The organism is Galbibacter sp. BG1, from assembly GCF_013391805.1.
In the GTDB taxonomy this organism is placed as follows: Bacteria; Bacteroidota; Bacteroidia; order Flavobacteriales; family Flavobacteriaceae; genus Galbibacter.
The window spans coordinates 1,386,437-1,410,763 of the sequence record NZ_CP058364.1 but is presented as its reverse complement, the minus strand read 5'-3'; the positions used below and the strand labels follow the sequence as shown (position 1 = coordinate 1,410,763).

The window sequence follows — 24,327 nt, the reverse complement described above, 5'->3', positions numbered from 1 at the left end:
TCAAAATTGTTTATAATCCTTCGACAAGCTCAGGATGACATTTTATTCATAATTTTTTTAATGATATCCCCATGAACCATTTTGTTTTATTACTAAGAGGCATCAATGTTGGCGGACATCGGAAAATAAAAATGGCCGATCTTAAACTATTTTTGGAAAATATTGGGCTTCATCAGGTAAAAACATACATTCAAAGTGTTAATGTGGTTTTTTCTTCTGAAGAAAGATCAGGCGATATACTAAAACCGGTCATGGAAAGGAATATTGAAAATCATTTTGGATTTCCCGTGGATTGTATGGTATTTTCCGAGGAAGAATTCAGGAGAATCAAAGAAAACAACCCTTTCACCAAAACTGAGGAAATCAAATTGCTTTACACTACTTTCTTAGATAAAACACCCCATCCTGAGTCTTTAAAAACCCTAAAAACGTACGTGAAAGCAGACGAAACATTTACACAAAATGGAAATGTACTTTATTTCTGCTACCGAAACGGCTACGGAAAAGCAAAAATGACCAATCCTTTTATTGAGAAAAAGCTAGGTTTACAAGCAACGACCCGAAATTGGAAAACCGTATTAAAACTTAACGAAATGCTTGAAAATTTTTGAGGCACCTCCCGTTGTGCTACCTACTTCTTATCTTTGCCAAAACAACAGTTACATGCTCGAAGTAAAAAAAGTCTCTTTCCAGTACGATGAAACTCCGATTCTAAAAAATATAAGCTTCACGCTCCAAAAAGGAGAACACCTTTCCGTAATTGGGGAAAGTGGCTCTGGCAAAAGCACTTTACTAAAAATTATTTACGGCCTTTATCATCTAGAAAAAGGAAAATTATTTTGGGATAAAAAACCGATGTTGGGCCCTAATTACAATATAGTTCCAGGCGAACCTTTTATAAAATACGTAGCCCAAGATTACGATTTAATGCCTTATATAACGGTAGAGGAAAATATAGGCAAGTTCCTCTCCAATTTTTATCCTCGGAAAAAGAAAAAGAGAATAGCACAGCTATTGGAACTGGTAGAAATGGAATTGTTTGCAAAAGTAAAGCCGACAGACCTCAGCGGCGGACAACAACAGCGAGTAGCATTAGCAAAAGCATTGGCTAGGGAGCCAGAGCTCCTTTTATTGGATGAGCCTTTTAGCAATATCGACAACTTTAAAAAAAACAAGCTTCGTAGGGATATTTTCAATCATCTTAAGCAAGAAAACATTGCGTGTATAACCGCCACCCACGACAATATAGATACTTTGGCCTATGCAGACAAAACCTTGGTGCTAAAAGCTGGAAAATGTGTGGCTTTAGAGACGCCTAAAACCCTATACCAACAGCCAAAAAGCAAATACATTGCCTCTCTTTTTGGGGAGGTCAATGAGATCCCAGAAAATCTTTTAAATTCAGGCAGTAGCTCTACCAAAAAACACCTGTTATTTCCCCATGAGCTTAAAGTTGCTTCTGCATCTGCTTTGAAAATTAAAGTGAAAACCTCTTATTTTCAAGGAAGTCATTATTTAATTGAAGGGACTCGTGGTAAAAAAACATACTTTTTAAATCATAATAAAGCTATTGCTTCCGGAGAAGAGGTATTCATTGAGCAAAACGGAGATTTCTAAGGAAAATGCTGCATTTGAAGATGAAATGATGCTGTTTTTTGTTAAATCTTTGTGAAGTTCAAAAATTATGCTCTCAATTTCTTTTGTGTCTATCGTAATTATTTCATCTTGCTACTTCAAGAAAATTTAAAGAAAATTATTATGTTGAAAACAAAGAGCTTAAAAATCATTTTTATATTCGTTGCACTTCTAGGAAGCACTACCATTTTTGGTCAGGTTCAAGCGCCTCAACCGGCTGCCCCTGCAAAAGCAACCAATGTTTCAGACGCTGATCTACAAAAGTTTGCGGAAGCCTACATGAGCATTCAGCAAGAAAACCAAAAAGCACAACAGCAAATGGCGGCAAAGATTCAAGAAGAAGGATTGGAGCTAGAGCGCTTTAATGAAATCCATAAAGCCTCTATGGATCCAAATACAGAAGTTGAAGCTACGGATGAGGAATTAGCCATGCACAAAGCAGCGGTAAGCGAACTCGAAAAAATGCAACCTGCACTGGAGGCTAAAATGAAAGGAATAATTGAAGAAAGCGGATTAACGATGGAGCGTTACCAAACAGTAGCAATGAGCGTTCAAGCCGATCAAGGCTTACAGCAAAAACTGCAAGGGATTATGATGAAAATGACACAGGGATCGTAAAAATCCTATTCTTAAAAAAAATATATAAGCCAAACGGATTTGAACATCTGTTTGGCTTTTTATTTTATTTTGGCATCAATTTTGAAATTGTATCTTTAGTTACTAAATCAAGAAACATGATACGATTATTAAATATACTTTTTGGAACCGTTGTTATTTTAGGGTTTTCCCAATGTGGGGCTTCGCAGAACATTAGCGAAAATGCTCCTTTCGAGCTTGGCGAAGTTAAGAGCGAACCATGGACAGCTGGAGATAACAAACAGGCAAATGGCGAAAATGTATATGTGCCTGTTACCGCAGAGAACGGAGCTACTTTAGATAGTTTGTATTACAAAGATCAAGCTGTTAAATTGGAAAGAATTAAAAAGGACGACTATTTGGTGTACATAGGTCGCTTACCCTTCTTTAAAGAATCGCAAGATATTATTATGCATGCCGACCCGAAGAAGGAATTTGGCAATAAACCCCCTCAGTTAAAGCCTAAGAACCCTTTTGAACTTAAAGAAAATGAAGCGGTGGTAAGTTATAGCATAGATGGTAAAATAAATTATTACAAAATCAAAGGGATTTCCCCCTCCTCACCTATCCATTACCGTGATATCCCCACCTTAAAAAACTAAGCCCTTCTTTTTGATGGCTTTGTTTAAATCGATACTTTTAGCACTTCAATAAAATAGGAATTGGGAGCGCTAAAAAAACTTTTTAAGCATACATTTATTTATGGCATTGCAACGGTATTGCCGCGTTTGTTGAGTTTTATTCTAACACCGCTATATACCGATCAACTAGCAACAGAAGACTACGGAATATACGCATCGCTATATGTTTATCTCATTCTAGGAAACGTAATGCTTTCTTATGGTATGGAAACGGCTTTCTTTAGGTTTATGAATAAAAGCGAACGTAAAGCCGAAGTACAATCAACAGCACTTACCTCCATTTTCATAACCTCAGCTGTTTTTCTTATTGTTTCTTATTTTCTGAAAGACACTATTGCCACATTTTTACAATTTAGACCCGAGTTTATTCTCTATGGTGTTCTTATTTTATTTTTCGATGCCCTTTGCGTCATTCCCTTTGCTTGGCTGCGCAATCAAGAAATGCCCATTAAATATTCGTTTATAAAAATAGCTACGGTTTTGGTAAACCTTGGATTCAACGTATTTCTATTTCTAGCGTTGCCAAAACTTATTTCCCCTAATTCGTCTTCCTTTTTAAATTCGTTCGTTTTTGAAAATAAAGTGCATTATATTTTTATTTCCAATGTGCTGGCGAGCTTATTTGGTTTACTGCTTATTCTTCCTCTATATTTTAGAATAGGTTTGAGAATAGACTTTTACCTTTGGAAAAAAATGTTTCGCTATGCCCTCCCGGTTATGATTGCGGGAATAGCATTTTCCATCAACGAAGGTTTTGATAAGATTATGCTGAAATACCTCCTGCCCGACTCCATTGCTGAAGAAACTGTTGGTATTTACGCTGCTTGTTATAAATTGGGGGCCTTTATGACCCTTTTTGTTACCGCATTTAAATTGGGGGTAGAACCTTTCTTTTTCAGCAATGCAAACAAGAAAAACGCTAAGGAAATTTATGCAGATACAACTTTGTATTTTACCATTTTTGGTTCGTTTATCTTTTTATTTGTAGTTGTTTATACCGATGTTTTTAAAAGAATTTTAATCCATAATTCCGATTATTGGGAAGCACTTTGGGTGGTGCCATTTATATTATTGGCCAACTTATGTTTGGGAATCTACCACAATCTATCCGTTTGGTATAAAATAACCGATAGAACCCATTTTGGGGCCTATATCTCTGTTTTTGGTGCCATTGTTACACTTATTCTTAACTTTATATTGATTCCGTTTATTTCTTACAAAGGGTCGGCAATTGCTACCTTAGTGGCTTATGCAAGTATGATGCTTCTATCGTTTTATTTCGGACAAAAAAATCATCCCATTCCCTACAACCTTAAAAAAATAGGAAGCTATTTAGGGATTTCCATGCTCTTTGTAATTTTATCTTTTTACGTGTTCGATAGGAACTTGATTATAGGAACCTCTTTAGTTTTAGTATTTTTGATGCTTATTTACCGTTTGGAAAGTAAAGAGTTGAAAAAAATGTTTAAATCCATTTCGATTAAAAAATAAAAAATGACAGTAAAAATTGTAAATAAATCGCAACATCCATTACCGAGTTATGAGACCATTGCGTCTGCCGGTATGGACATACGTGCAAATATTGATGCGCCAATAGTACTTAAACCATTGGAAAGGGCCATTGTTAAAACAGGCTTGTTTATAGAGCTTCCGGTGGGTGCAGAAGCACAGGTAAGACCTCGTAGCGGTTTGGCAGCGAAAAAAGGAATTACGGTACTAAATGCCCCTGGAACCATCGATGCAGACTATAGAGGGGAAATTGGCGTTATTCTAGTAAATCTTTCCAACGAGGATTTTACGGTGGAAAATGGAGAACGGATTGCGCAATTGGTTATTGCAAGACACGAACATATCGCTTGGGAAGAAGCAACTCAACTTTCTGACACCTTAAGAGGTTCAGGAGGTTTTGGAAGCACTGGGGTGAAGTAAAATAATTCCTGCGAAGGCAGGAATCTCCATGTAATATGAGTGATTTATTGAAATTAAATTTTTTAATTAAATCCTTTAAAACATGGTGCAGCCAGAAATCCCGCAGGATAATGATGAAACAATTGAAAAACAGGAGGTTCCGGTTGATGAGAGACACCTGCCTACGCAGGTGAATAACCGCATGGCAGGAATCTCCATGTAATATGAGTGATTTATTGAAATTTAATTTTTTCATTAAATCATTTAAAACATGGTGCAGGCAGGGATCCCGTAGGCTAATGATGAAACAATAGAAAAACAGTAGCTTCGGGTTGATAAAAAACACCTGCCTACGTAGATGATGTAAATGAAACAGTGGTATGTATACATAATGAGCAACAAGCTTGGAGGTGTTTTATATATTGGAGTTACAAATAACATCGAAGAGCGTGTGAAAGAACATAAATTAAAGGTTTATCCTAATTCTTTTACAGCGAAATATAACTGTGATAAATTGATTTAATTTGAAGAGTTTTCCCTTGGCTATAAGGCTAGTTTAAGGGAAAAACAGTTCAAAAAATGGAAAAGAGAATGGAAGATTAAATTAATAGAAGAAATGAACCCTTCTTGGTCTGATTTAAGTTGGAATTTAAATTTTAATAAAATAAGACCCTAAAATCTTAGAGAAGTTGCATTTATTTAAATAAGGCCTTAAAAAAATATAAAATTCCTAACCACATAGGAAACAAGTTTAACCATAAAAAGATACCCGCTTTCGCGGGCATGATCATGAAAATAATAGTACCAATGGCTGGACGAGGATCCAGACTAAGACCACACACATTAACAATTCCAAAACCGTTGATTCCCATTGCTGGGAAACCTATCGTTCAACGCTTGGTGGAAGATATTGCCAAAGTATTGGACCAGGAAATTGATGAAATCGCTTTTATCATTAAAGATGACTTTGGTGCAGAAATAGAAGCAAAGCTCAATGAAATTGCCGCTAGCTTAAATGCCAAAGGCACTATATACTATCAAGACAAACCTTTGGGTACAGGTCATGCCATTATGTGCGCCAAAGAATCGCTTTCTGGCCCCTGTGTAATCGCTTATGCTGATACTCTTTTTAAAGCTGATTTTCATTTGGATTCTTCAGCCGACAGCGTTATTTGGGTGAAACAAGTAGACAGGCCAGAAGCTTATGGAGTTGTTGAATTGAATAGCGATAATAATATCTCTGGGTTGGTAGAGAAACCTAAAGAATTTGTTTCTGATTTAGCGGTTATAGGAATTTATTATTTTAAAGAAGGGGAACAGCTTAAAGCAGAATTACAAAAAGTATTGGATGCCAACATTATTCACGGCGGCGAATACCAAATTAACGATGGTATAAAAGCAATGATGGCGCAGGGCAAGAAATTTGTTCCGGGGAAAGTAGATGAGTGGATGGACTGTGGTAATAAAAATGTAACGGTAGAAACCAACGGCAGAATGCTTCAGTTTTTACAGCAAGATGGAGAAGATTTGGTATCTCCTTCCGTAAAAAAAGAGAATTCGGAAATAATTCAGCCTTGCTATATCGGGGAAAATGTGGTTTTGAAGAACGCTACCGTAGGACCTAATGTTTCCATTGGCGATGGAACCGTCGTAGAAGATTCTCACATAAAAAATAGTTTGATTCAAACACAAGCTGTCATTAAAAATGCTAATTTGGATAATGCTATGATTGGGAATTTCGCTAAGTTCGATGGTAAATTCACCGATGTGAGTATTGGAGATTATTCAGTATTGGAATAGGCTATAAATAGCTTGAGTTCACGGTAAACATTAACGCTATTAGTTTTTTTAAGAGTAATCAGGTTTAGGCTAATGCCACATAAAACGCTAGTTTCAGTTTAGATTCATGCTAAAAAAAGGTTTCATAAGAGTCGTGCTGCTAGGGATATTTATAATCCCCCAATTGCTTATGCCCCAAGAAATCCCTTCGGAAACCGATGCAGACATTTCACATGAAGAAAACAACGATGCTTTTCAGGAATATTTTTATGAATCGCTGAAGCAAAAAGGAATAGAAAATTACGATCGCGCCATTAAAGCACTTTTGGAGTGTAAGTTGCTCCAACCCAATAATGAAGTTATCGACTACGAGCTCGGGCTCAATTATATGTATCAAAAAAAATATGTTGAAGCACAGCCATATTTAGAAACTGCTGTAGAAGAAGATCCACAAAACAAATGGTATTTAGACGCTTTGTTGGATTGTTTTAAGGCACAGCAAGATTTGGAAAAGGCCATTGCCATTGCTAACAAATTACTAGAGGCAAATCCGCAATATTATAACTTGTTGACCGATTTATATATGGAACAAGGAAGTTATGACGAAGCGGTAAAGGTTTTAAATATCATGGAAACAAAAGGGCTCGATAAGGCGTTTGTGGTGCAAAAAAAGCAACAGATTGCTATGATGCAAAATTTTCAGTCTATCGCAGAAGATGCCCAGGATAAATTTGACGACGATAGTTCCTTGAACGATCCCATTGAAGATTATAGAAAGCAAATAGAAAAACAGCAGGAAAGAACTGATTATAGCGAAATGTTGGTAGTGAGTAGCGAAGCATTGGACAATTACCCTACACAACCAACGTTTTACTATCTAAAAGGGGTTGCTTTAAACAAGCTTCAAAAGTTTAAAATGGCCTCAGAAGTTTTGGAGGAAGGCTTGATCTACCTCCTAAACGACAAAACGCTTGAAAAAAACATTTATAAAGAGTTGGTTAAGGCCTACAATGGCATAAATAATGCTGACAAAGCAAAAGAATATCAACAAAAAATAGATTCCAACAATCCATAAGCATATTTGATACATGAAGATCATACCTAAAAAGAACACCTTTATAGCCTTCCTACTTCTAGTATTTTTAAGCTCCTGCGGCTCGAAAAATGTTTTGGGGGAAGGGGAATTAAAAAGTGATCTTTCTGCTAAAAACATTATCGCCAATCATTATAAAAACGAACTGGATTTTAAAACACTTTCCGGTAGGGTAAAAATAGATTATTCTGATGGTGAGAATGCTCAAGGGGTAACGGTAAGCCTTCGAATGAAAAAAGACGAAGCGATTTGGATGAGTGCCCCGCTATCGGTGGTAAAGGTTTTGATAACCCCCACAAGGGTGAGCTTTTACAACAAATTGGACAACACTTATTTCGATGGTGATTTTTCTTATTTAAATAGTATTTTAGGTACCGACCTTAATTTTCAAATGGTACAGAATATATTATTGGGGCAGGCTGTTTTCAATTTAAAAAACGAGCCTTATTATGCTGCTTCGGTCGCCAATAAATACCAGCTGAAGCCAGAAACCCAATCAACGCTTTTTAAAACACTCTTTCTACTGGAACCCTCTAATTTTAAAATAGACCTTCAGCAAATTTCCCAACCAGAGAAAAACCGATTGTTGAGTATTGAATACAAAAATTACCAAGATGTAGATGGTAAAGTGCTACCCAATGAAATTTTAATTCTTGCGGTAGATAAAGATCATAGAAACCGTATTGAAATAGAATACAACAATGTTGATTTTGACAGGGAAGTATCCTTGCCATACACCATTCCAAACGGATTTAAACAAGTAGAAATTGAATAATATGAAATCTATAAATTTCTTCTTTGGCGTTCTTTTTGTAGCCTTTTTGTCTTCCACCAGCATAAGTGCCCAAAGTGACGAACAAAAAGAACTAGAGGCACGCAAATTGCGCCTACAAGAAGAAATTCAGCAGTTTAATAATCTTTTGTCGCAAAAAAGGAGGGAAAAGACCGATGTTTTGGAAGATGTGGAAGACTTGGATCAAAAAATACGAATTCGAAAGGAACTGATAAAGGTTACCAATGAGCAGACCAATCTTATTAACCGACAAATTAACAATAACATCAATAAAATATCCAAGCTTCGCGACGACCTTAAAGAGCTTAAAGGTGATTATGCCGAAATGATCAGGAAGTCTTACAAAAGTAAATCGCAACAAAGTAGATTGATGTTCCTTTTGTCTTCGCAAAACTTTTTACAGGCCTATAAGCGTATTGAGTATATGAAACAATATACCAATCACCGGAAAGAACAGGCGGCCGAAATTCAGTCCAAAACAAAACAACTTCAAGACCTCAACAACGGTTTGGTTACCCAACGAAAGGATAAAGAAAATTTAATTGCTGAAAATAGAAAAGAACAGGCGGCCCTGGAACGGGAATTGGAAAGTCAAAAAGGATTGATTGCCAGTATTAAGGAAAAAGAATCTCAATACGCTTCTCAAATTCGCGATAAACAGAAACAGGCCGATGCCATAGACCGACAAATCGATAAAATTATTCGGGAAGCCATTGCCAAGGCCAACGCCGCCAACAAAGAAACCAGCAAGGAAACCCGCGAAAGTGCTACCAAATCGTCTAACTTTGCCTTAACGGCTGAGGCTAAATTGGTAGATACCGATTTTAAAGCCAATAAGGGAAAATTACCTTGGCCGGTAGAAAAAGGAGTGGTTAAAATGCGCTATGGAAAACAGCCACATCCCGTGGTAAAATCGGTTACGATACAAAGTAACGGAGTTCGTATCGCCACAGAAAGCGGTTCCAAGGCACGCGCCATTTATCGAGGCAAGGTATTGGCCGTTCAAGCCATAAAAGGGGGAAACAAGGCAATTCTAATACAACACGGTAATTATATCTCGGTGTACAATAACTTAGGAAAAGTATTTGTTAAAGAGGGAGAGAATGTAAGTACCAAGCAAGAAATTGGAGAGGTATTTACAAGCCCTAGTGACAACGAGACCGTTTTAAAGTTTATGATTTACGACAACAACCATACGGATAACCCCGCTAATTGGATTTATAGGATGTAATGTGCCATTCTAGAAATTAATGGCAACCACAATGTTTATCAGATCTCGCCTTTTCAAAACACTCTTTTCCTTCTTTGTATGCAAAATAAGCCAAGGCGAGCGTTCCGATGCTATCCACATACGGGAAACCAAACAATTCGTGGATACCGCTACTCAAAAGTAATATGACCGACATATAGACGCACACCAACGTACAATTGGCGTCTGCCAGAATAGGAGAAGAATTCAGCTCCTTGCCTACTTTGCGTTTCCAAAGAACTAAAATCCACATCACTAAAATGGAAATTACAGATATTATCACTCCCCAAAAAGTAGTCAACGGTTTATGCCCGGTCCAAATATTGTAAATACTAGTTAATACAAGACCTCCAACCAAAATATAGAAGGCCGTTCCTGTAACCCGCAACGCTGTACGTTCAAAATCATCCCGATTACTTTCAGGGTTGTTTTGTATTCTTAAAATCATATGGGCTATTCCGAGTCCAGAAATGACTTCAATAAAACTATCGGAACCAAAACCAAAAAGAGCAAGACTTTCGTCTTCAAATCCTAAATAAGTTGAAATTAATCCTTCTATGAGATTATAAGCAATGGTAAATACGGCAAGTGTAAAGGCGATTTTAAAATTCTTCTTTTGATCTGCTGTTAAAATTGCTTCCATAATGCTTTAGTTGAATAATGAAATCCTTCTCAAAAGACACGAAAGAAATGAATTCCAAACCAAAAAATTAAACCCAGCCTATTCGGTAAATAATGCCTTTAGCTCAGTAGCTTCATTGGGCTTCATTTTACCCGCCAATACCAGGCTAAGCTGTTTTCTACGCAGCGCTGCTTCGTAGCGCTCTTTTTCGAGCTTAGTTTCTGGAGTAATTGGTGGCACTGCTACTGGTTTTGCAGTATCATCTACGGCTACAAAGGTATAAATAGCTTCATTTGCTTTACTTCGGTGTCCATTTTCCCGATCTTCAATCCAAACATCCAAATAAATTTCCATAGAACTATTAAAAGCACGCGAAACACATGCCTCTACGGTGACCACACTTCCTAACGGAATTGCCCTGTTGAAGGCAACATGATTAACTGAAGCCGTAACGGTAACCCTTCTTGAATGACGTCTGGCAGCAATACTTGCCGCTCGGTCCATTCGTGCCAAAAGTTCACCCCCGAAAAGATTGTTAAGCGGATTGGTTTCACTTGGCAACACAAGGTCTGTCATTATAGTTCGCGATTCACTCGGAGTTTTTGCTTGCATCATTTAAATTTTGTGCAAAGATACTTTCTAATACCTCAATATAAAAATTGATTTTTAAACGGAATACGAATTGATCATTAAGATCTGTAGAGCTGAAAATTTTTATAACAAACTCAGCGAAATGTGACTTCTCACTTTCGTTCGAAGTGAACGTAAATTAAATTATGAGAAACTAATCCAGCTCGTCTACCAGCAACCAAGCTTCAGGAGATTCTTCCCTTTTAATTTTACGTAAAAACTCTAGAGCTGAAGGAACTTCAGCAAAACTTGCATAGGTTACCTGATGCAAACCGTATTTGTTTTTTCCAATACGTTCAGCCTCAAACCCTTTATCTTGCAGTTGTTTAACACGTTTATCAGCATTTTCTTCCACTCTAAAAGCACCCGCAATAACATGATACTTTAAAGGTTGTTTTTCTACTTTTAAAATGATGGAAGGAATTTCCAAAGGTGTAGTATCGAAGAAAGTAGCCTTTTGGATATCTCTTTCTATTTGCTGTTGTGCTTCTTGCTGTGCAACTTGAACATTTTCCCTTTGCTGAATATCCACAAACCTATATCCTATGGTACCAGCGGAAATGGTTAATAAAAATACAGCCGCATATTTTAAATAGGAACGGCTCTTGCGGCGCTCTGGTGTAAAGGCAACCGGAGCTTTTTCTTCCAACGCTTCCACTTCTTTTTTAAGCTCTTCCCTGGTAACCGCAGGAGTTACAAAAGAAGACAACCCAAATGAAGAAGTTAAATAATTTAGGTGGTACGATGGCTGAAAAAGAATTTTACGTTCAGCACCCAACCATAACTCCCCAATATTTTTAAGCTCAATTTTTTCATTGACTTCCAAAGCTTTTTTCCAGGTAAGTACCGTGGTTTCCACTTTTTGCGAAGCTTCTTCAAAAGAAATTTTTAAAACTTCTGCAATGTATTTGGTTAAAAGACCGTCGTTGGATTTTAATTGCTCGTTAAAAGCAATTGATTTTGAAGGCGGATAGAAAGCGTTTGTATTGGAATGTACCTTCGCCGGTTGGTATTGGGTAATAAAAGCTCCAAAACCGGGCACTGTTACACACTCGTATCTATATAACAAATCGCTGATGTAGTTCTCTATTCGCATATGGCAAAGATGTAAAAAAATCGAATTGATTTAAAAATACTTTTTCAGTTTTTATTAACAGTAGTTTTTTTTCGATACTTTTAAAGTTGAAAATCATTTGTTTAGATGACAGAAAAAGAATTATTTTTTTTACTGGCGTTACAAAAAGCACCAAAAATTGGGGATATTACGGCCAAAAAACTGCTTCAACATTGCGGATCGGCAGAGAATGTGTTTAAAGAAAAGCGAAAAAACCTTTTGGCCATAGACGGATTGGGAAGTTTTATGGTGGCTAATATTTTAGATGAAAATAATTTAAAACAGGCAGAAAAAGAACTGGCCTATATTCAACAAAACGATATTCAAACTACCGCCTTTTTTGAAGCCAACTACCCAACAAATTTAAAGCATTGTGTAGACGGCCCTATTCTTTTATTTTATGATGGAGTCATAAACCTCAACGCCCCTGCCCAGAAAATAATAAGTGTGGTGGGCACGCGGCAAGTTACTTCTTATGGTGCTGCATTTTGTGAAGAGTTTGTAGACGCTATTTCTCCCTTTAATCCTACTATAGTAAGTGGTTTTGCCTATGGAGTAGATATTTGCGCCCATAAATCGGCTATGAAAAATGAGTTGCAGACCATTGGCTGTTTAGCCCATGGGTTGAATAAAGTCTATCCAAAAGCACATAAAAAGTACATGAGGCAAATGATGGATCGTGGAGGCTTTATAACCGATTTTTGGAGTGATGTAGAGCCAGAACGTAACCACTTTTTAAGAAGAAATAGGATTATCGCAGGTTTGGCAGATGCCACTGTGGTGATAGAGTCCGCTCAAAAAGGAGGTAGTTTGGTTACCGCAGATATTGCACTGTCTTACAACCGGGAAGTATTTGCAACACCGGGCAGAACTAAAGACAAATATAGCGAGGGTTGTAACAATCTCATTAAAACGCAGCAAGCACACATGCTGACTTCTGCAGCAGATCTTGTATATATTTTGGGATGGGAGCTAGAAGAATCCAATAAAAAAGGGGTACAAAAGCAGCTATTTGCAGAATTAAACCCAGACGAACAGCCTATTTTTGATTACCTCCAAAAAAATGGAAAAGAACTTTTGGATGTCATTGCTTTAGATTGCCAAATTCCAGTTCATAAACTCACTTCGATTTTACTGGGTATGGAAATGAAAGGCTTGGTACGCCCGTTACCCGGAAAATTGTTTGAAGCTGTTTAATACCCTATTTTACTTCTTACTCTTGCCAAGGTTTCATTCGCCACCTTTCGTGCTTTTTCGGCTCCGATAGCCAAGGCTTCGTCAATTTCATTTAAATTATCCATATAATAATTAAAGCGCTCCCGTGGAGTTGCATATTTATTGCAAATTAACTCAAAAAGGGCTTGCTTGGCATGGCCATAGCCATAGCCTCCTGCCTCGTAATTTTTACGCATTTCAGCAATTTGTTTAGGTGATGCCAACAATTTATAAAGAGAAAAAACATTGCAGGTATCTGGATTTTTAGGTTCTTCCAGTGGTGTACTGTCCGTTTCGATACTCATTACCTGCTTGCGCAATTTTTTATCTGGAAGAAAAATATTAATAAAGTTGTTACGCGACTTGCTCATTTTTTCACCGTCTGTCCCTGGAATGTACATGGTTTGTTCTTGCACCTTCCCTTCTGGAATTACGAAAGTTTCCCCAATTTGCGTATGCATTCTGGAAGCCACATCCCTTGTTATTTCAATATGCTGCATTTGGTCTTTCCCTACCGGAACAATTTCAGCATCATATAGCAGGATATCGGCAGCCATTAACATTGGATAGGTAAAAAGTCCTGCATTAACATCCTCCAAACGGTCTGCTTTATCTTTAAACGAATGAGCGAGGGTAAGGCGCTGATATGGAAAATAGCAGCTTAAATACCAGGTCAATTCTGTAGTTTGTGGAACATCGCTCTGTCTATAAAAAACAACCCTGTTAATATCCAAGCCAAAGGCCAACCATGTTGCCGCAACATTATAAGTGTTATTTTTTAATACATTCCCGTCCTTTATTTGCGTCAAGGAATGCATATCTGCGATAAAAAGAAAAGATTCATTTTCTGCCTTTTCCGACATTTCGATTGCTGGAATAATAGCTCCCAACAAATTTCCTAAATGTGGTGTTCCTGTACTTTGTATTCCTGTAAGTATTCTTGCCATTTCCTAATTTTATAACAACAGCACAAAGGTATGATGTTTTGGAAAAAGTAAGTAACAATTGTTTATTTTTGACTCCATGATTACATTCTTTCTGCGCTTTTTTCAGCTTTTGTATCGAATTTGGTTCTACTTGCTCGTAGCCATACCAATCGTTCTTTTTTTCCCAGTTCTTTTGATTCTAACCTCTAGCGAACGCCTGTATCCTCAGTTTTTTTGGATAGCAAGAAATATTTGGGCAAATTTTGTACTGTATGGTATGTTTTTTATTCCGAAGATTAAAAAGGAAGAAGAAATTATCAAAGGAAAGAGTTATATGCTTATAGCAAACCATACTTCTATGGCAGATATTATGATGATGCTGAAGGTTTCTAAAAATCCTTTTGTTTTTGTAGGGAAAAAAGAGTTGGTTAAAATACCAATATTCGGTTTTTTTTACAAGCGTGCCTGTATTTTGGTAGACCGAAATTCTGCACAAAGTAGAACTGCCGTATACAAAAGTGCACAAAGGAGATTAAATCAAGGCTTGAGCATTTGCATTTTTCCAGAAGGCGGCGTTCCCGACGACACCAATACCGTTCTAGATGAATTTAAAGACGGTGCCTTCCGATTGGCTATTGAACACCAAATACCTATAATACCCATTGCTTTTTTGGATAATAAAAAACGTTTTTCCTACGAATTTTTTAGTGGTTCCCCAGGAAAAATGAGGGCAGTGGTGCTCCCGTTTCTCGAAACAAAGGGTTTGGATGCCAAAGCAAGCACCAAATTAAAAGAGACCTCTCGGGAAATGATTTTAAAAAAATTAGTAGAATAATATTTTCGCCTACCAATTATAGCTTATTTCGAGGTTAAAATCGAGTCGGGTACCGCTAATAGGCATTTCTTCAATATTATACTCCTCACCGTAGTGATCTGTAATTGTATTAATATTTGCTGCTAAGAATCCGATTTCCGCTCCAATTGCTATTCTTCGGGAAATATAATAATCGTAACCGACATCTAAGGTAAATCCAATAGTAGTAGCTATAAAATTGTTGTAGTTAAAAGATTCATAGTAGAATAGCGGACCAAAACCGGAAGAAGCTTTCAAGCCATGGTTCTCGCCAAAAAGATACCTGTAATTGGCCGTAGCGCCTACGTAATTAAAGTAAATTTTGTCGAAGAACGAATTCACATTCACTTCGTATTTACTGAAAGAGTAAGCGATTCCTAAGCCCCAATTCGGATTTTGTTTAAAGAAGTATGTGGCATCTACACCAAGGTTAAAACCTGTCATTAAATCTTCTTCAAGATCTCTTAATTCTGGATCCGTATTCGATACTTCAGCAATGCGATAACTGTAGCCTCCGTTTATGGCAATTCTAAAATTTGATGGTTGCTCGTTTTGAGCATTCAGCTGAAAAGCAACAAGTAGAAATAGCAGTAAGTAATTGTTTTTCATATGAAATTATTTCCGCTAAAGTAGAAAATAATTCGACATGTAAAACAGCTTAAAACTTAAAACTAATTCCCGTGTAAACCCCTAGAATATAAGGAGAGAACCCGCCATCTTCCCTGGAAAACGTATTGAGTTGATACTTAAACATGGGCTCTAAATTCAACAGGAATTGATTGGATAATTGATAATCTAACCCTAAACCAATATTCGTACTAAAACTTAAATCGTTTAAATTATTAGCCTCTCCTACTTCATTGGAAAGGTTGTTGGTTTCCAACGAAACTTCGTTGTCCGTAAGAAATAAAGAACTAAAACCACCGATAACATTCAGCCCCAACTTTCTATCAATCAAACGGTATTTTAGCTCCATTGGCACTTCTAAATATCCAAATTTCTGATTGATATCCCCTTCTGAAATATTCTCCGATTTGGATTCAAATTCACTGATGTCATTAAAGTTCGGAGCTTTTGAATTGGTTACCCTTATGGAGTTTTCGGCCGACTTAAAGGTGATATTCGATAACTGATCGTTACTGCTACTGGTCGCAATTGCCACCGGGGCAAATTCTATATCGTTGGTAGCATAACTCATGTTAACACTATTCACCCCAGAGCGAATGCTCAATCGCTTACTTACGTTATAGGCTACGTTAATCCCGTAACTCATATTGACCTTCCCTTCTTTCGAATTATTAGAGAAATCACGACTAATTGGAGAACCTTCACTTAAAGAATTGTAATAAATTGGAGCTACGTTCGGACTCACAGCCCATTTTGGTCTATTTACACTTTCCACTTCCGCTACAGCTTCCTCCTCGTTCATGGCATCCACCACTTCAAAAATAGATGGTTTATCCTCGTTTTCATCAACCTCATCACGCTCATCTGTGTTAGTATTTGTAGACGCCTCTGCTAGGGATTGATTGGTATCGCCTACTACACTTTTTTCCATTTCCGTTTTATCCAATTTATCCGGCGTGTCTAAATTATTTGCAATTGCGTCTTGTGCAACCGTTGATTCCTCTCCAGCGATATTATTTCCAGCTCCTCCACCCAAAGATTTGTTATATTCAGGCCTACGGGAACCATCACCATTGGTTTCGGCCACGGTAGATTGATATTCTTTTTGATTTTTTGTTGAATCATTTACTTCGGAAGAGTTGCTTTCCGAAGTAGTTACAATTACATTAGTCGTTTTTATTGACTTTTCCGAAGTAGGCAAACCTTTTTCTTCGGAAGCTTCAGTATTTACAATAGCTTCTTCCGTGTTGCTTTCTACAACATTTGTATCCTTAGTATCTTTTTCAACTTCCTGCTTTATTTCTTTATCGGTAATTGTTTGTGTAGAGGGAATATCCACTTCCGAAGGGAATAAAAATAAATTTCCCAACAGGGCCAACAAGATTATAGCGGCTGCAGCCCCTCCCAATTGCCACCACAAAGGAATAACCTTTCGGCTTTTGCTGTTTTTCTCGTTTAAAGAAGTCTCAATAGCACCCCAAACGTGTTTTGGAGGAGTAGCTTCAAAATCTTTGAACTTCTCTTGGAATAAGCGCTCTATGTTCTTTTTATTGCTCATTTTATTACTGAAATACCCTAGGGCATTTAAAAATTGAAAACAATCGGTTACTAAACCGAATTTGCTTCTTTATTAATTCTATCTTCTTCTATTTTATTTCTTAAGGCCATTTTAGCCCGTGCCAGATTAGATTTGGAAGTGCCTTCGCTAATTTCCAGCATGGAGGCAATTTCTTTGTGGGAATAGCCATCCATAACGTACAAATTGAAAGTGAGGCGGTATCTATCTGGCAATTCCCGAATTAAATTTAATAGGTAATCCAAGGAAATAGATTCTTCTTCGATCTCGACCACCACTTCCGACTCCAAATTATTGGGTAAAACATCGAATGCACCTTCTTTTCTATATTTTTGAAGTACCGTATTTACGGTTACCCGCTTTAACCAACCTTCAAAAGAACCCTTAAAATTGTATTTATCAATTTTGTTAAAAATAACCATAAAGCTATCGTGCAGATTGTCTTCTGCCTCGGTTTGTGTACGCGAATATTTAAGGCACATACTAAACAATTTAGAACTAAAAAGTTTATATAATTGCTCTTGTGCCTTTCTATCTTGCCGCTTACACCGTTCTATGAGTTCTTCCAGACTCACTCTTATAGCAAGGTTATTTTAAATTAATTTCTAACTGACTGTTTTACCGGAACCTCGTAAGTAAGATATTGTTTTTCTCCATTTTCATCTTCTCCTGTATAAAAGTTGAAGGTGTAAGTATCGGTATATCTTACTTCGAAATTAAAACTATCTGTCCCTTCGCCATCTACAATCTCTTTACAATCGTCCCTTTCTATAACAGATGATATTGCAAAGATAGCACGTTCTGTTTTATCAGTTGGTTCAAATTCAAAACCATTGTAGATATAACAGTCGGTTGGGATGGCATAATTAAAATCTATTTGGTACACCTTGCCAAGCTCAAAAGTATCGGGCACTTTCGCGTTGGTTATTTCTACTGCCTCATAAACAAAATTGGTTCCGTCATCATCCGATAATTCGCAGGAAGCCAAGCTTAAAAAAAATAAGCCAACTAATAGGGGGATAAACTTCTTCATTTTTAATTACTTTTTCTTTTAGATGCAGTGAATAACAAATGGTTGCGTACACCGAAAGATGAACACAAAAAAATCCCAAACATTGCTGCTTGGGATTGTAATTTTTTACGGAAGACGAGTCTTAGCTATTGATTGCCTTTATCCCTTCTCGTATTTTATCTTCCAATTCTTCTAAAAGCTCTGGATTGTCTTGTAGTAAAACCTTTACGGCATCTCTACCTTGCCCCAATTTGGTATCTCCATAGCTAAACCAAGAACCACTTTTCTTAATAATTTCAAATTCTACCCCTAGATCTAAAATTTCCCCTACCCGGGAAATCCCTTCTCCATACATAATATCAAATTCTGTAGATTTAAAAGGCGGCGCCACTTTGTTTTTAACAACCTTAACCCTGGTTTTATTTCCAGATGCATCGCCACCGCTATCTTTTATTTGAGTAGATCGGCGAATATCCAAACGTACAGAAGCATAGAACTTCAAGGCATTACCACCTGTTGTAGTCTCTGGATTTCCAAACATTACACCTATCTTTTCCCTAAGCTGGTTAATGAATATTACCGTACATTTTGTTTTACTAATACTGGCGGTTAACTTTCTAAGTGCCTGCGACATTAAACGGGCATGAAGTCCCATTTTAGAATCTCCCATTTCCCCTTCAATCTCACTTTTGGGGGTTAAAGCCGCCACAGAGTCGACAATTACTATATCGATGGCTCCCGAACGTATTAAATTATCGGCAATTTCCAAGGCCTGCTCCCCGTGATCTGGTTGAGAAATTATAAGGTTATCTATATCTACTCCAAGTTTTTTGGCATAAAAACGATCGAAGGCATGTTCGGCATCAATAAAAGCAGCAATTCCACCCGCTTTTTGTGCTTCTGCAATAGCGTGCAGGGTTAAGGTGGTTTTACCAGAGGATTCCGGACCATATATTTCGATAACCCTTCCCCGTGGGTATCCACCAACGCCTAAGGCAATATCCAGCCCAAGCGAGCCTGTTGGGATAGCATCTACATCTTCTACCACACTATCTCCCATTTTCATTACTGCTCCCTTACCGTAGGTTTTATCCAACTTGTCTAAAGTGAGCTTCAGTGCTTTTAATTTCGCATCTTTTTCAGAACTCATTTTTTCTCTTTGCTTTTATTATGATTCGTGCTAAAATACTATTTCTTTTTGCATCATACAATTTGCTACGCAACCTTTTTAAATAAATGACATCTAGTAACAAAGATCAACCGATTTAATGCAGTGCAATGTCTATATACTAATAATTAAATCGAAATCCTTGACCGTTGCTAGATTATGCAATGGCAAGCTTGAGGGTGGCTAAGTTCGTTGTTATTTTGCAATGATGAATATGTTTAAATATTTAATAACAACGAATTAGCGACAGGAAGAGTTTCAATTTATTTTGAAACTCTTTTTGTTTTTAGGAAGAAATAGCCGTCCACTGAGCGGTATCGTGAGCATCTGGGGTGATCTCAATTTCATAATCTCCAGATTTGCCAATCATCTCAGGCAATTTCCCTTCATGCAAAGCATTTAACATTGGCATAGGATCTACATCAAAGGAAACGATCTCAGTTGTGTGGCGCAAAATAGAATTTAGTATGGCTACTTCGTATCGTAGCAATCGGTATAACCATGGCATTTTGTAGGCCTTATTTTCCAAATATTGTGCAAAGTTCTGGGCTTCTTTGTAGCTCAATTGCTCTGGAGGGGTTTTGCTCCAAAAATCTTGAAGAATTACGTAAAATGCATCCATCCCTAAAGTCAGCATAAGGTATCTAACGGTTAGTTTGTATATTCTTGCTATCATGGAAGCTCTAAATTCTTTTATTAAACTTTGATACATCGCAATACGGTCGGGGTTACTTTTCGCCATCCCTTTTAATCCTCCTGAAAAACTTCGATCGATAGCTAGGTTTGCCAATGTATTCTCCCATTCTTTTACCGAGTAATTCTGATTAAATTTTTGAATATTGATCACCTCCTTCGGCATTTCTGTATTAGCTCCAGATATGGGCTTTACCTTTCGGCTTTCCCAAAGATTTCTAACCTTCTCCAATTCTTTTATTACCACTTTGTCTCCAATTATTGGGAGATAAGAATCGAAAACTTCATAGGTAACGGCTTTTAGGTTTTTAAATTCTGGCAATACCTCCTTGGTAATATCCAGCAACCGTTGGTCTATAGGCCCAGAATGAGAGTCCAACCAAAGGTTATTCAATTCTGTACCTCCAGCAATATGAATTTCCACCACGTTGTCTTTCGGGATTTGACCTATAAAAGTTTCAATGGATTGCCTTCCGTTCAATTGATTGGCAAACAGATTATGTATGTCAAGCAAAATTCCGCAATCTGTAGCTTTGCAAAGCTCAGCAACAAAATTACCATCTTCAATTTCTTTATTATTGCACCGTAAATAATTTACGCCTGTTTCTATGGCAATAGGTTTTTTTAATTTGGATTGCAATATTTGAATATTTTCAATTGCAACTTGTAATCCTTCTTCAGTTTGGCATGGTGGAAGAAAAAACCCAGTATTGAAAGAAGTAGTGGCATTAAAACTAAGGTGTTCTGTAATCCATGGACTGTTAAATAATCGACTGCAATAATCGATAAGCTTTAGTTGTTCCTCTGTGGGTTTTACGGACCCTCCAACCGGAGCTCCTATACTGTGCACCAGCTTGTTGTATGGCAAATTATTGAGGTCTTTAAAAACCTTTTTTGGCAAAATCAAATTATCGTTCTTGTCTCTAATACAAAGTGTCTGGGGTTCAATCTCTAAAGTATCCAATAATCCCTTAGGAAAATTTATTTCTTTGATTTTTTGGGAATAAATAATGCCCACCCCCAATTCGGGTAGGCATTGAAATTTATTCTCGGCTTTAGAGATCATAAATTTGGTATTCTTAGAGTATCTATTACATTTTTAAAGAAAACGTCGTGTCCAGAGCAACAAGCTCGGCAACCAATTTCTTCAAATACCTTGTCTATCAAACTATCCACTTTATCTATACTTCCGGTTAATTTTGGAGATGAAGCTACTGTAAGCGTATTGCTAGCTAACTGGTTGAAAGGTAATGGTACTGGGGTTCCATCCGAAAATTTATCACTATTCCAATTGGCCTTAAATCCAACTCTATCTTTCACGACTGGATTTAGAACCGCTTTCTCTGGGTCGTAGATATAATCCCGGAATGTATCGATATAACAATCTACTCCAGAAAAACATTTAGGGCAACCTAATTCATCCAATAATTGATAAATACTTTCTTTAAAGGCTTTACCGTTGTAAGCTACTTTTGCCGGAATGGACATTCTAATGGTTCCATTACGAAATTTTTTTACTGTTTCCATGATACTATGTTTTAATTTATGGAAATATAAACACAATAACATATTGATTTCAAGGGTTTTAATCTCTTAAAATATAGGGGGTTTTTCCTTGATAATAGGTACAAATGAAGATTTAATAGTACTCTTCAACACAGAAATAAAGACAATCTTTATAATCTCTTATTATCGAATTGTTAATTATTATATTTATTTAGACTGATTCCGAATAAATATTTTATCTTCGCTACCTATTTTAAATCAGTCTAAATTAAATAATGTTTCGGTTCGTTACTATCTTATTGATCTTTAAGCTTTCAACCTCTTTTTCGCAAGAGCGATTCGAAATTTCTGGAGTAGTTACCGCTACATCTGGAGAGCCTTTAGCCGGTATCAATGTGATGATACAAAACACCAATAAAGGAACTTCTACCGATTCCAATGGTGTATTTTCAATTCAGAATATTCAGAAGAAAAGGATAAAACTTTCGTTTACCGGTATTGGATATAAAGACAGAATTATCCTGGTAGATTTTAGCAAGGAAGATGCTCCTTTCCTTCAAGTAAGCATTGAAGAATCTTCTATCGAGCTGGAAGAGGTGAGCGTGCAAACCGACGCTGCGAAAAGCGCAGCTCAAGCGCAAGCGGTAGAAGTGCTAGATCTAAGTTCAGCCAAGATAAAGTCGATTTCCGTTCCGCAGTTAATCAATCAAACCTCAGGCCTTAAAGTACGCCAGAATGCTGGTGTAGGAAGCAATACCGAAATTAATATAAATGGGTTACAAGGAAAAGCAATCCGTTTTTTTAAGGATGGGGTTCCTTTAGATTATCTTGGAAGGGCCTTTAATTTTAGTTTACTTCCTGTAGACGCCCTAGAGCGTATCGATGTTTACAAAGGTGTTTTACCGGCCTCCTTGGGCTCGGATGCTTTGGGTGGTGGTGTGAATTTTGTAACCAAACAAAGGCTGAGCAATTATCTTGACGCTTCTTACCAATACGGCTCTTTTAATTCCCAACAATTTAACTTAAATGGATATTATGCCATTCCAAATTCTAAATTTGGCGTAAGCTTGTCCAGTTATTACATCAGTTCCGACAACGATTATAAGATTGACGTGCTTGTACCCGACCCAGAAACAGCCCGTGAAGAAGAGGCCAATGTTAGACGTTTCCACGATGGGGTAGCTCCCTTTTATTCTGAAGTAAAAGTAGATTTGCATGAAACAAGTTTTGCAGACCGATGGGAGATAGGTTTCAATTACTTTGATTATGATAAAGAACTTCAAAACGATATTTATCAAACCGAGCCATACGGAGAAGCAAATTTTGAAGAAAGTAATTTTGGACTTACCATGCGCTACCAAAAGCAGTTCGATCGCTTTAGTGCAGATGTTTTTGCCGTTTATGGCGAGCTGAAAACAAAAACAATAGATACCACCGCCAACAGATACAATTGGTATGGCGAAGTAGAACGCAGGGAAGAAAACGGAGGTGAACTTTCTGCTACCAAATCTCTGCAAAATATAACTTTTACAAACAATTTGGTAAGGGCATATTTTGGTTACAAACTCAACGATGAGCACGAACTATTGTTAAATCACGTTTATTCAAGACAAACTCGCTTGGGTAGCGATCCATTTGCTATTAAAATTGCCAATACCGATATCGACCCGCTTACCATTGAAGCTAAATATGTAAAAAATGTTACTGGTCTTGGCATTCGCAGTTCCCTGTGGAATAACAAAATTATAAATGAGTTTACAGTAAAAAGATTTGGCATTCTTACGCAAGCTGTGGATTTAAATTTTGCCTATGAAGGAGATGTCCCTGAAGAATCCCAAAATAATTATGGAATTGCCAATTCCGTTCGCTACAATCTGGAGAATAAAGGATTTTTAAGGTTTACCTATGAATATGCCACCCGTATTCCAGATGCCGAAGAGTATTTTGGGGATGGTTTGTTTATCGTTGGAAACCCAAATCTTGTTCCAGAAAGGAGCCATAATGTGAACCTTGCTGCTAATTTGCCTTTGGATAAACAAAAATCTTGGTGGTTGGATACCAATGTATTTTTTAGGGATCAAAAAAACTTGGTTCAACTCATTCCAAATATTCCATACGCTACTTACGATAATTGGTCCAATGTTCGGGTTATGGGAATAGAAGCCGGGATCAAAAAAACGTTGCATAAAAACCTGACTACCAATTTAAACGCGACCTTTCAGGATTTAAGACGTGTGGACGTCGATAATCCTCAAGAAGAACTCAATGAGGGGTCAAGGGTGCCCAATGTTCCCTATTTATTCGCCAACCTCAACATAGATTATAAAATTTTCAATCCGTTTGCCACCAACGACCGTTTCGACCTATACACCAATTTTGGTTACACCCATTTTTATTACAGATTTTCCATTCCGAAGGATTTAGAATCGGATAACATTTTTGAAAAACCCGACGTAGACGCCGATGAGTTCCTAATCCCTACGCAATACGTCTGGGATTTGGGGATATCTTATAAAGTAAACAACCAACCTTTATGGCTAAGCATGGCGGTCAATAATATTTTAAACGAGGATCAATTCGATAATTTCCGGGTACAAAAACCTGGAAGAAATATAAATTTTAAAATTAGATATACTATAAATTAATTGAAC

At 37.2% G+C, this 24,327-nt stretch carries 25 protein-coding genes; 14 read left to right on the top strand and 11 right to left on the bottom strand.

Going from position 1 to position 24,327, the window contains the following annotated elements; genetic code table 11:
- The first annotated feature begins 71 nt into the window (after window positions 1–71).
- The 11 genes from HX109_RS06200 to HX109_RS06150 all read left to right on the top strand — a co-directional run bounded on the left by HX109_RS06200 (window position 72) and on the right by HX109_RS06150 (window position 9,716).
- Window positions 72–611: a DUF1697 domain-containing protein gene (locus tag HX109_RS06200; RefSeq protein WP_178950321.1), complete on the top strand. Its 540-nt coding sequence runs from the start codon at window positions 72–74 to the stop codon at window positions 609–611.
- Window positions 612–663: 52 nt separating this feature from the next.
- Entirely contained in the window at window positions 664–1,617 is a 954-nt protein-coding gene (locus HX109_RS06195) for an ABC transporter ATP-binding protein (RefSeq protein WP_178950320.1), read from the top strand.
- A gap of 141 nt (window positions 1,618–1,758) precedes the next feature.
- The gene (locus HX109_RS06190; protein ID WP_178950319.1) at window positions 1,759–2,253 is read left to right on the top strand and encodes a DUF4168 domain-containing protein; all 495 of its coding nucleotides are present in this window, start codon (window positions 1,759–1,761) and stop codon (window positions 2,251–2,253) included.
- A gap of 116 nt (window positions 2,254–2,369) precedes the next feature.
- Window positions 2,370–2,873, top strand: a complete 504-nt coding sequence (locus HX109_RS06185; protein ID WP_178950318.1) for a hypothetical protein — start codon at window positions 2,370–2,372, stop codon at window positions 2,871–2,873.
- Window positions 2,874–2,933: 60 nt separating this feature from the next.
- The gene (locus tag HX109_RS06180) at window positions 2,934–4,403 is read left to right on the top strand and encodes an oligosaccharide flippase family protein (RefSeq protein WP_178950317.1); all 1,470 of its coding nucleotides are present in this window, start codon (window positions 2,934–2,936) and stop codon (window positions 4,401–4,403) included.
- Window positions 4,404–4,406: 3 nt separating this feature from the next.
- Window positions 4,407–4,841, top strand: a complete 435-nt coding sequence (gene dut / locus HX109_RS06175) for a dUTP diphosphatase (RefSeq protein WP_178950316.1) — start codon at window positions 4,407–4,409, stop codon at window positions 4,839–4,841.
- A gap of 346 nt (window positions 4,842–5,187) precedes the next feature.
- Window positions 5,188–5,343 (top strand): GIY-YIG nuclease family protein, encoded by a 156-nt coding sequence (locus HX109_RS16380; protein WP_317170440.1) that lies wholly within the window; start codon window positions 5,188–5,190, stop codon window positions 5,341–5,343.
- A gap of 266 nt (window positions 5,344–5,609) precedes the next feature.
- Window positions 5,610–6,620 (top strand): sugar phosphate nucleotidyltransferase, encoded by a 1,011-nt coding sequence (locus HX109_RS06165; protein WP_178950315.1) that lies wholly within the window; start codon window positions 5,610–5,612, stop codon window positions 6,618–6,620.
- 169 nt (window positions 6,621–6,789) lie between these two features.
- Window positions 6,790–7,674: a tetratricopeptide repeat protein gene (locus HX109_RS06160; protein WP_178950314.1), complete on the top strand. Its 885-nt coding sequence runs from the start codon at window positions 6,790–6,792 to the stop codon at window positions 7,672–7,674.
- A 13-nt stretch (window positions 7,675–7,687) separates the two neighbouring features.
- Entirely contained in the window at window positions 7,688–8,467 is a 780-nt protein-coding gene (locus HX109_RS06155) for a DUF4292 domain-containing protein (RefSeq protein WP_178950313.1), read from the top strand.
- A gap of 1 nt (window position 8,468) precedes the next feature.
- Window positions 8,469–9,716 carry a murein hydrolase activator EnvC family protein gene (locus HX109_RS06150; protein ID WP_178950312.1) on the top strand — a complete coding sequence of 416 codons (1,248 nt, stop codon included), beginning with the start codon at window positions 8,469–8,471 and terminating at the stop codon, window positions 9,714–9,716.
- Window positions 9,717–9,732: 16 nt separating this feature from the next.
- On the opposite strand, the gene HX109_RS06145 is transcribed toward HX109_RS06150, so the two are convergent.
- The 3 genes from HX109_RS06145 to HX109_RS06135 form a co-directional block, all read right to left on the bottom strand.
- Window positions 9,733–10,377, bottom strand: coding sequence for a cation transporter (locus tag HX109_RS06145; protein ID WP_178950311.1), 645 nt, complete (start codon window positions 10,375–10,377; stop codon window positions 9,733–9,735).
- 78 nt (window positions 10,378–10,455) lie between these two features.
- Window positions 10,456–10,968, bottom strand: a complete 513-nt coding sequence (locus HX109_RS06140; RefSeq protein ID WP_178954081.1) for an acyl-CoA thioesterase — start codon at window positions 10,966–10,968, stop codon at window positions 10,456–10,458.
- A gap of 172 nt (window positions 10,969–11,140) precedes the next feature.
- Entirely contained in the window at window positions 11,141–12,082 is a 942-nt protein-coding gene (locus HX109_RS06135; RefSeq protein ID WP_178950310.1) for an SPOR domain-containing protein, read from the bottom strand.
- A 105-nt stretch (window positions 12,083–12,187) separates the two neighbouring features.
- On the opposite strand from HX109_RS06135, the gene dprA reads away from it, so the two are divergent.
- Window positions 12,188–13,297, top strand: coding sequence for a DNA-processing protein DprA (dprA, locus tag HX109_RS06130; RefSeq protein WP_178950309.1), 1,110 nt, complete (start codon window positions 12,188–12,190; stop codon window positions 13,295–13,297).
- On the opposite strand, the gene trpS is transcribed toward dprA, so the two are convergent.
- The gene (trpS, locus tag HX109_RS06125; RefSeq protein WP_178950308.1) at window positions 13,294–14,262 is read right to left on the bottom strand and encodes a tryptophan--tRNA ligase; all 969 of its coding nucleotides are present in this window, start codon (window positions 14,260–14,262) and stop codon (window positions 13,294–13,296) included. The genes dprA and trpS overlap by 4 nt on opposite strands.
- 76 nt (window positions 14,263–14,338) lie before the next feature.
- Between trpS and HX109_RS06120 the strand changes: the two genes are divergently transcribed.
- Window positions 14,339–15,076, top strand: coding sequence for a lysophospholipid acyltransferase family protein (locus HX109_RS06120; protein ID WP_178950307.1), 738 nt, complete (start codon window positions 14,339–14,341; stop codon window positions 15,074–15,076).
- A gap of 9 nt (window positions 15,077–15,085) precedes the next feature.
- On the opposite strand, the gene HX109_RS06115 is transcribed toward HX109_RS06120, so the two are convergent.
- The 7 genes from HX109_RS06115 to HX109_RS06085 all read right to left on the bottom strand — a co-directional run bounded on the left by HX109_RS06115 (window position 15,086) and on the right by HX109_RS06085 (window position 21,697).
- Window positions 15,086–15,703, bottom strand: coding sequence for an outer membrane beta-barrel protein (locus HX109_RS06115; RefSeq protein ID WP_178950306.1), 618 nt, complete (start codon window positions 15,701–15,703; stop codon window positions 15,086–15,088).
- Between the two features lie 49 nt (window positions 15,704–15,752).
- The gene (locus tag HX109_RS06110; protein WP_178950305.1) at window positions 15,753–17,279 is read right to left on the bottom strand and encodes an outer membrane beta-barrel protein; all 1,527 of its coding nucleotides are present in this window, start codon (window positions 17,277–17,279) and stop codon (window positions 15,753–15,755) included.
- A 50-nt stretch (window positions 17,280–17,329) separates the two neighbouring features.
- The gene (locus tag HX109_RS06105; protein WP_178950304.1) at window positions 17,330–17,872 is read right to left on the bottom strand and encodes an RNA polymerase sigma factor; all 543 of its coding nucleotides are present in this window, start codon (window positions 17,870–17,872) and stop codon (window positions 17,330–17,332) included.
- 23 nt (window positions 17,873–17,895) lie between these two features.
- Window positions 17,896–18,330: a hypothetical protein gene (locus HX109_RS06100; protein ID WP_178950303.1), complete on the bottom strand. Its 435-nt coding sequence runs from the start codon at window positions 18,328–18,330 to the stop codon at window positions 17,896–17,898.
- Window positions 18,331–18,451: 121 nt separating this feature from the next.
- Window positions 18,452–19,459, bottom strand: a complete 1,008-nt coding sequence (gene recA, locus HX109_RS06095) for a recombinase RecA (protein WP_178950302.1) — start codon at window positions 19,457–19,459, stop codon at window positions 18,452–18,454.
- A gap of 304 nt (window positions 19,460–19,763) precedes the next feature.
- Entirely contained in the window at window positions 19,764–21,236 is a 1,473-nt protein-coding gene (locus HX109_RS06090) for a DUF692 family multinuclear iron-containing protein (RefSeq protein ID WP_178950301.1), read from the bottom strand.
- Window positions 21,233–21,697 (bottom strand): hypothetical protein, encoded by a 465-nt coding sequence (locus HX109_RS06085; protein WP_178950300.1) that lies wholly within the window; start codon window positions 21,695–21,697, stop codon window positions 21,233–21,235. Before HX109_RS06085 ends, HX109_RS06090 begins: the two co-directional genes overlap by 4 nt.
- A gap of 254 nt (window positions 21,698–21,951) precedes the next feature.
- Between HX109_RS06085 and HX109_RS06080 the strand changes: the two genes are divergently transcribed.
- Window positions 21,952–24,321, top strand: a complete 2,370-nt coding sequence (locus tag HX109_RS06080) for a TonB-dependent receptor (RefSeq protein WP_178950299.1) — start codon at window positions 21,952–21,954, stop codon at window positions 24,319–24,321.
- Window positions 24,322–24,327 lie beyond the last annotated feature (6 nt).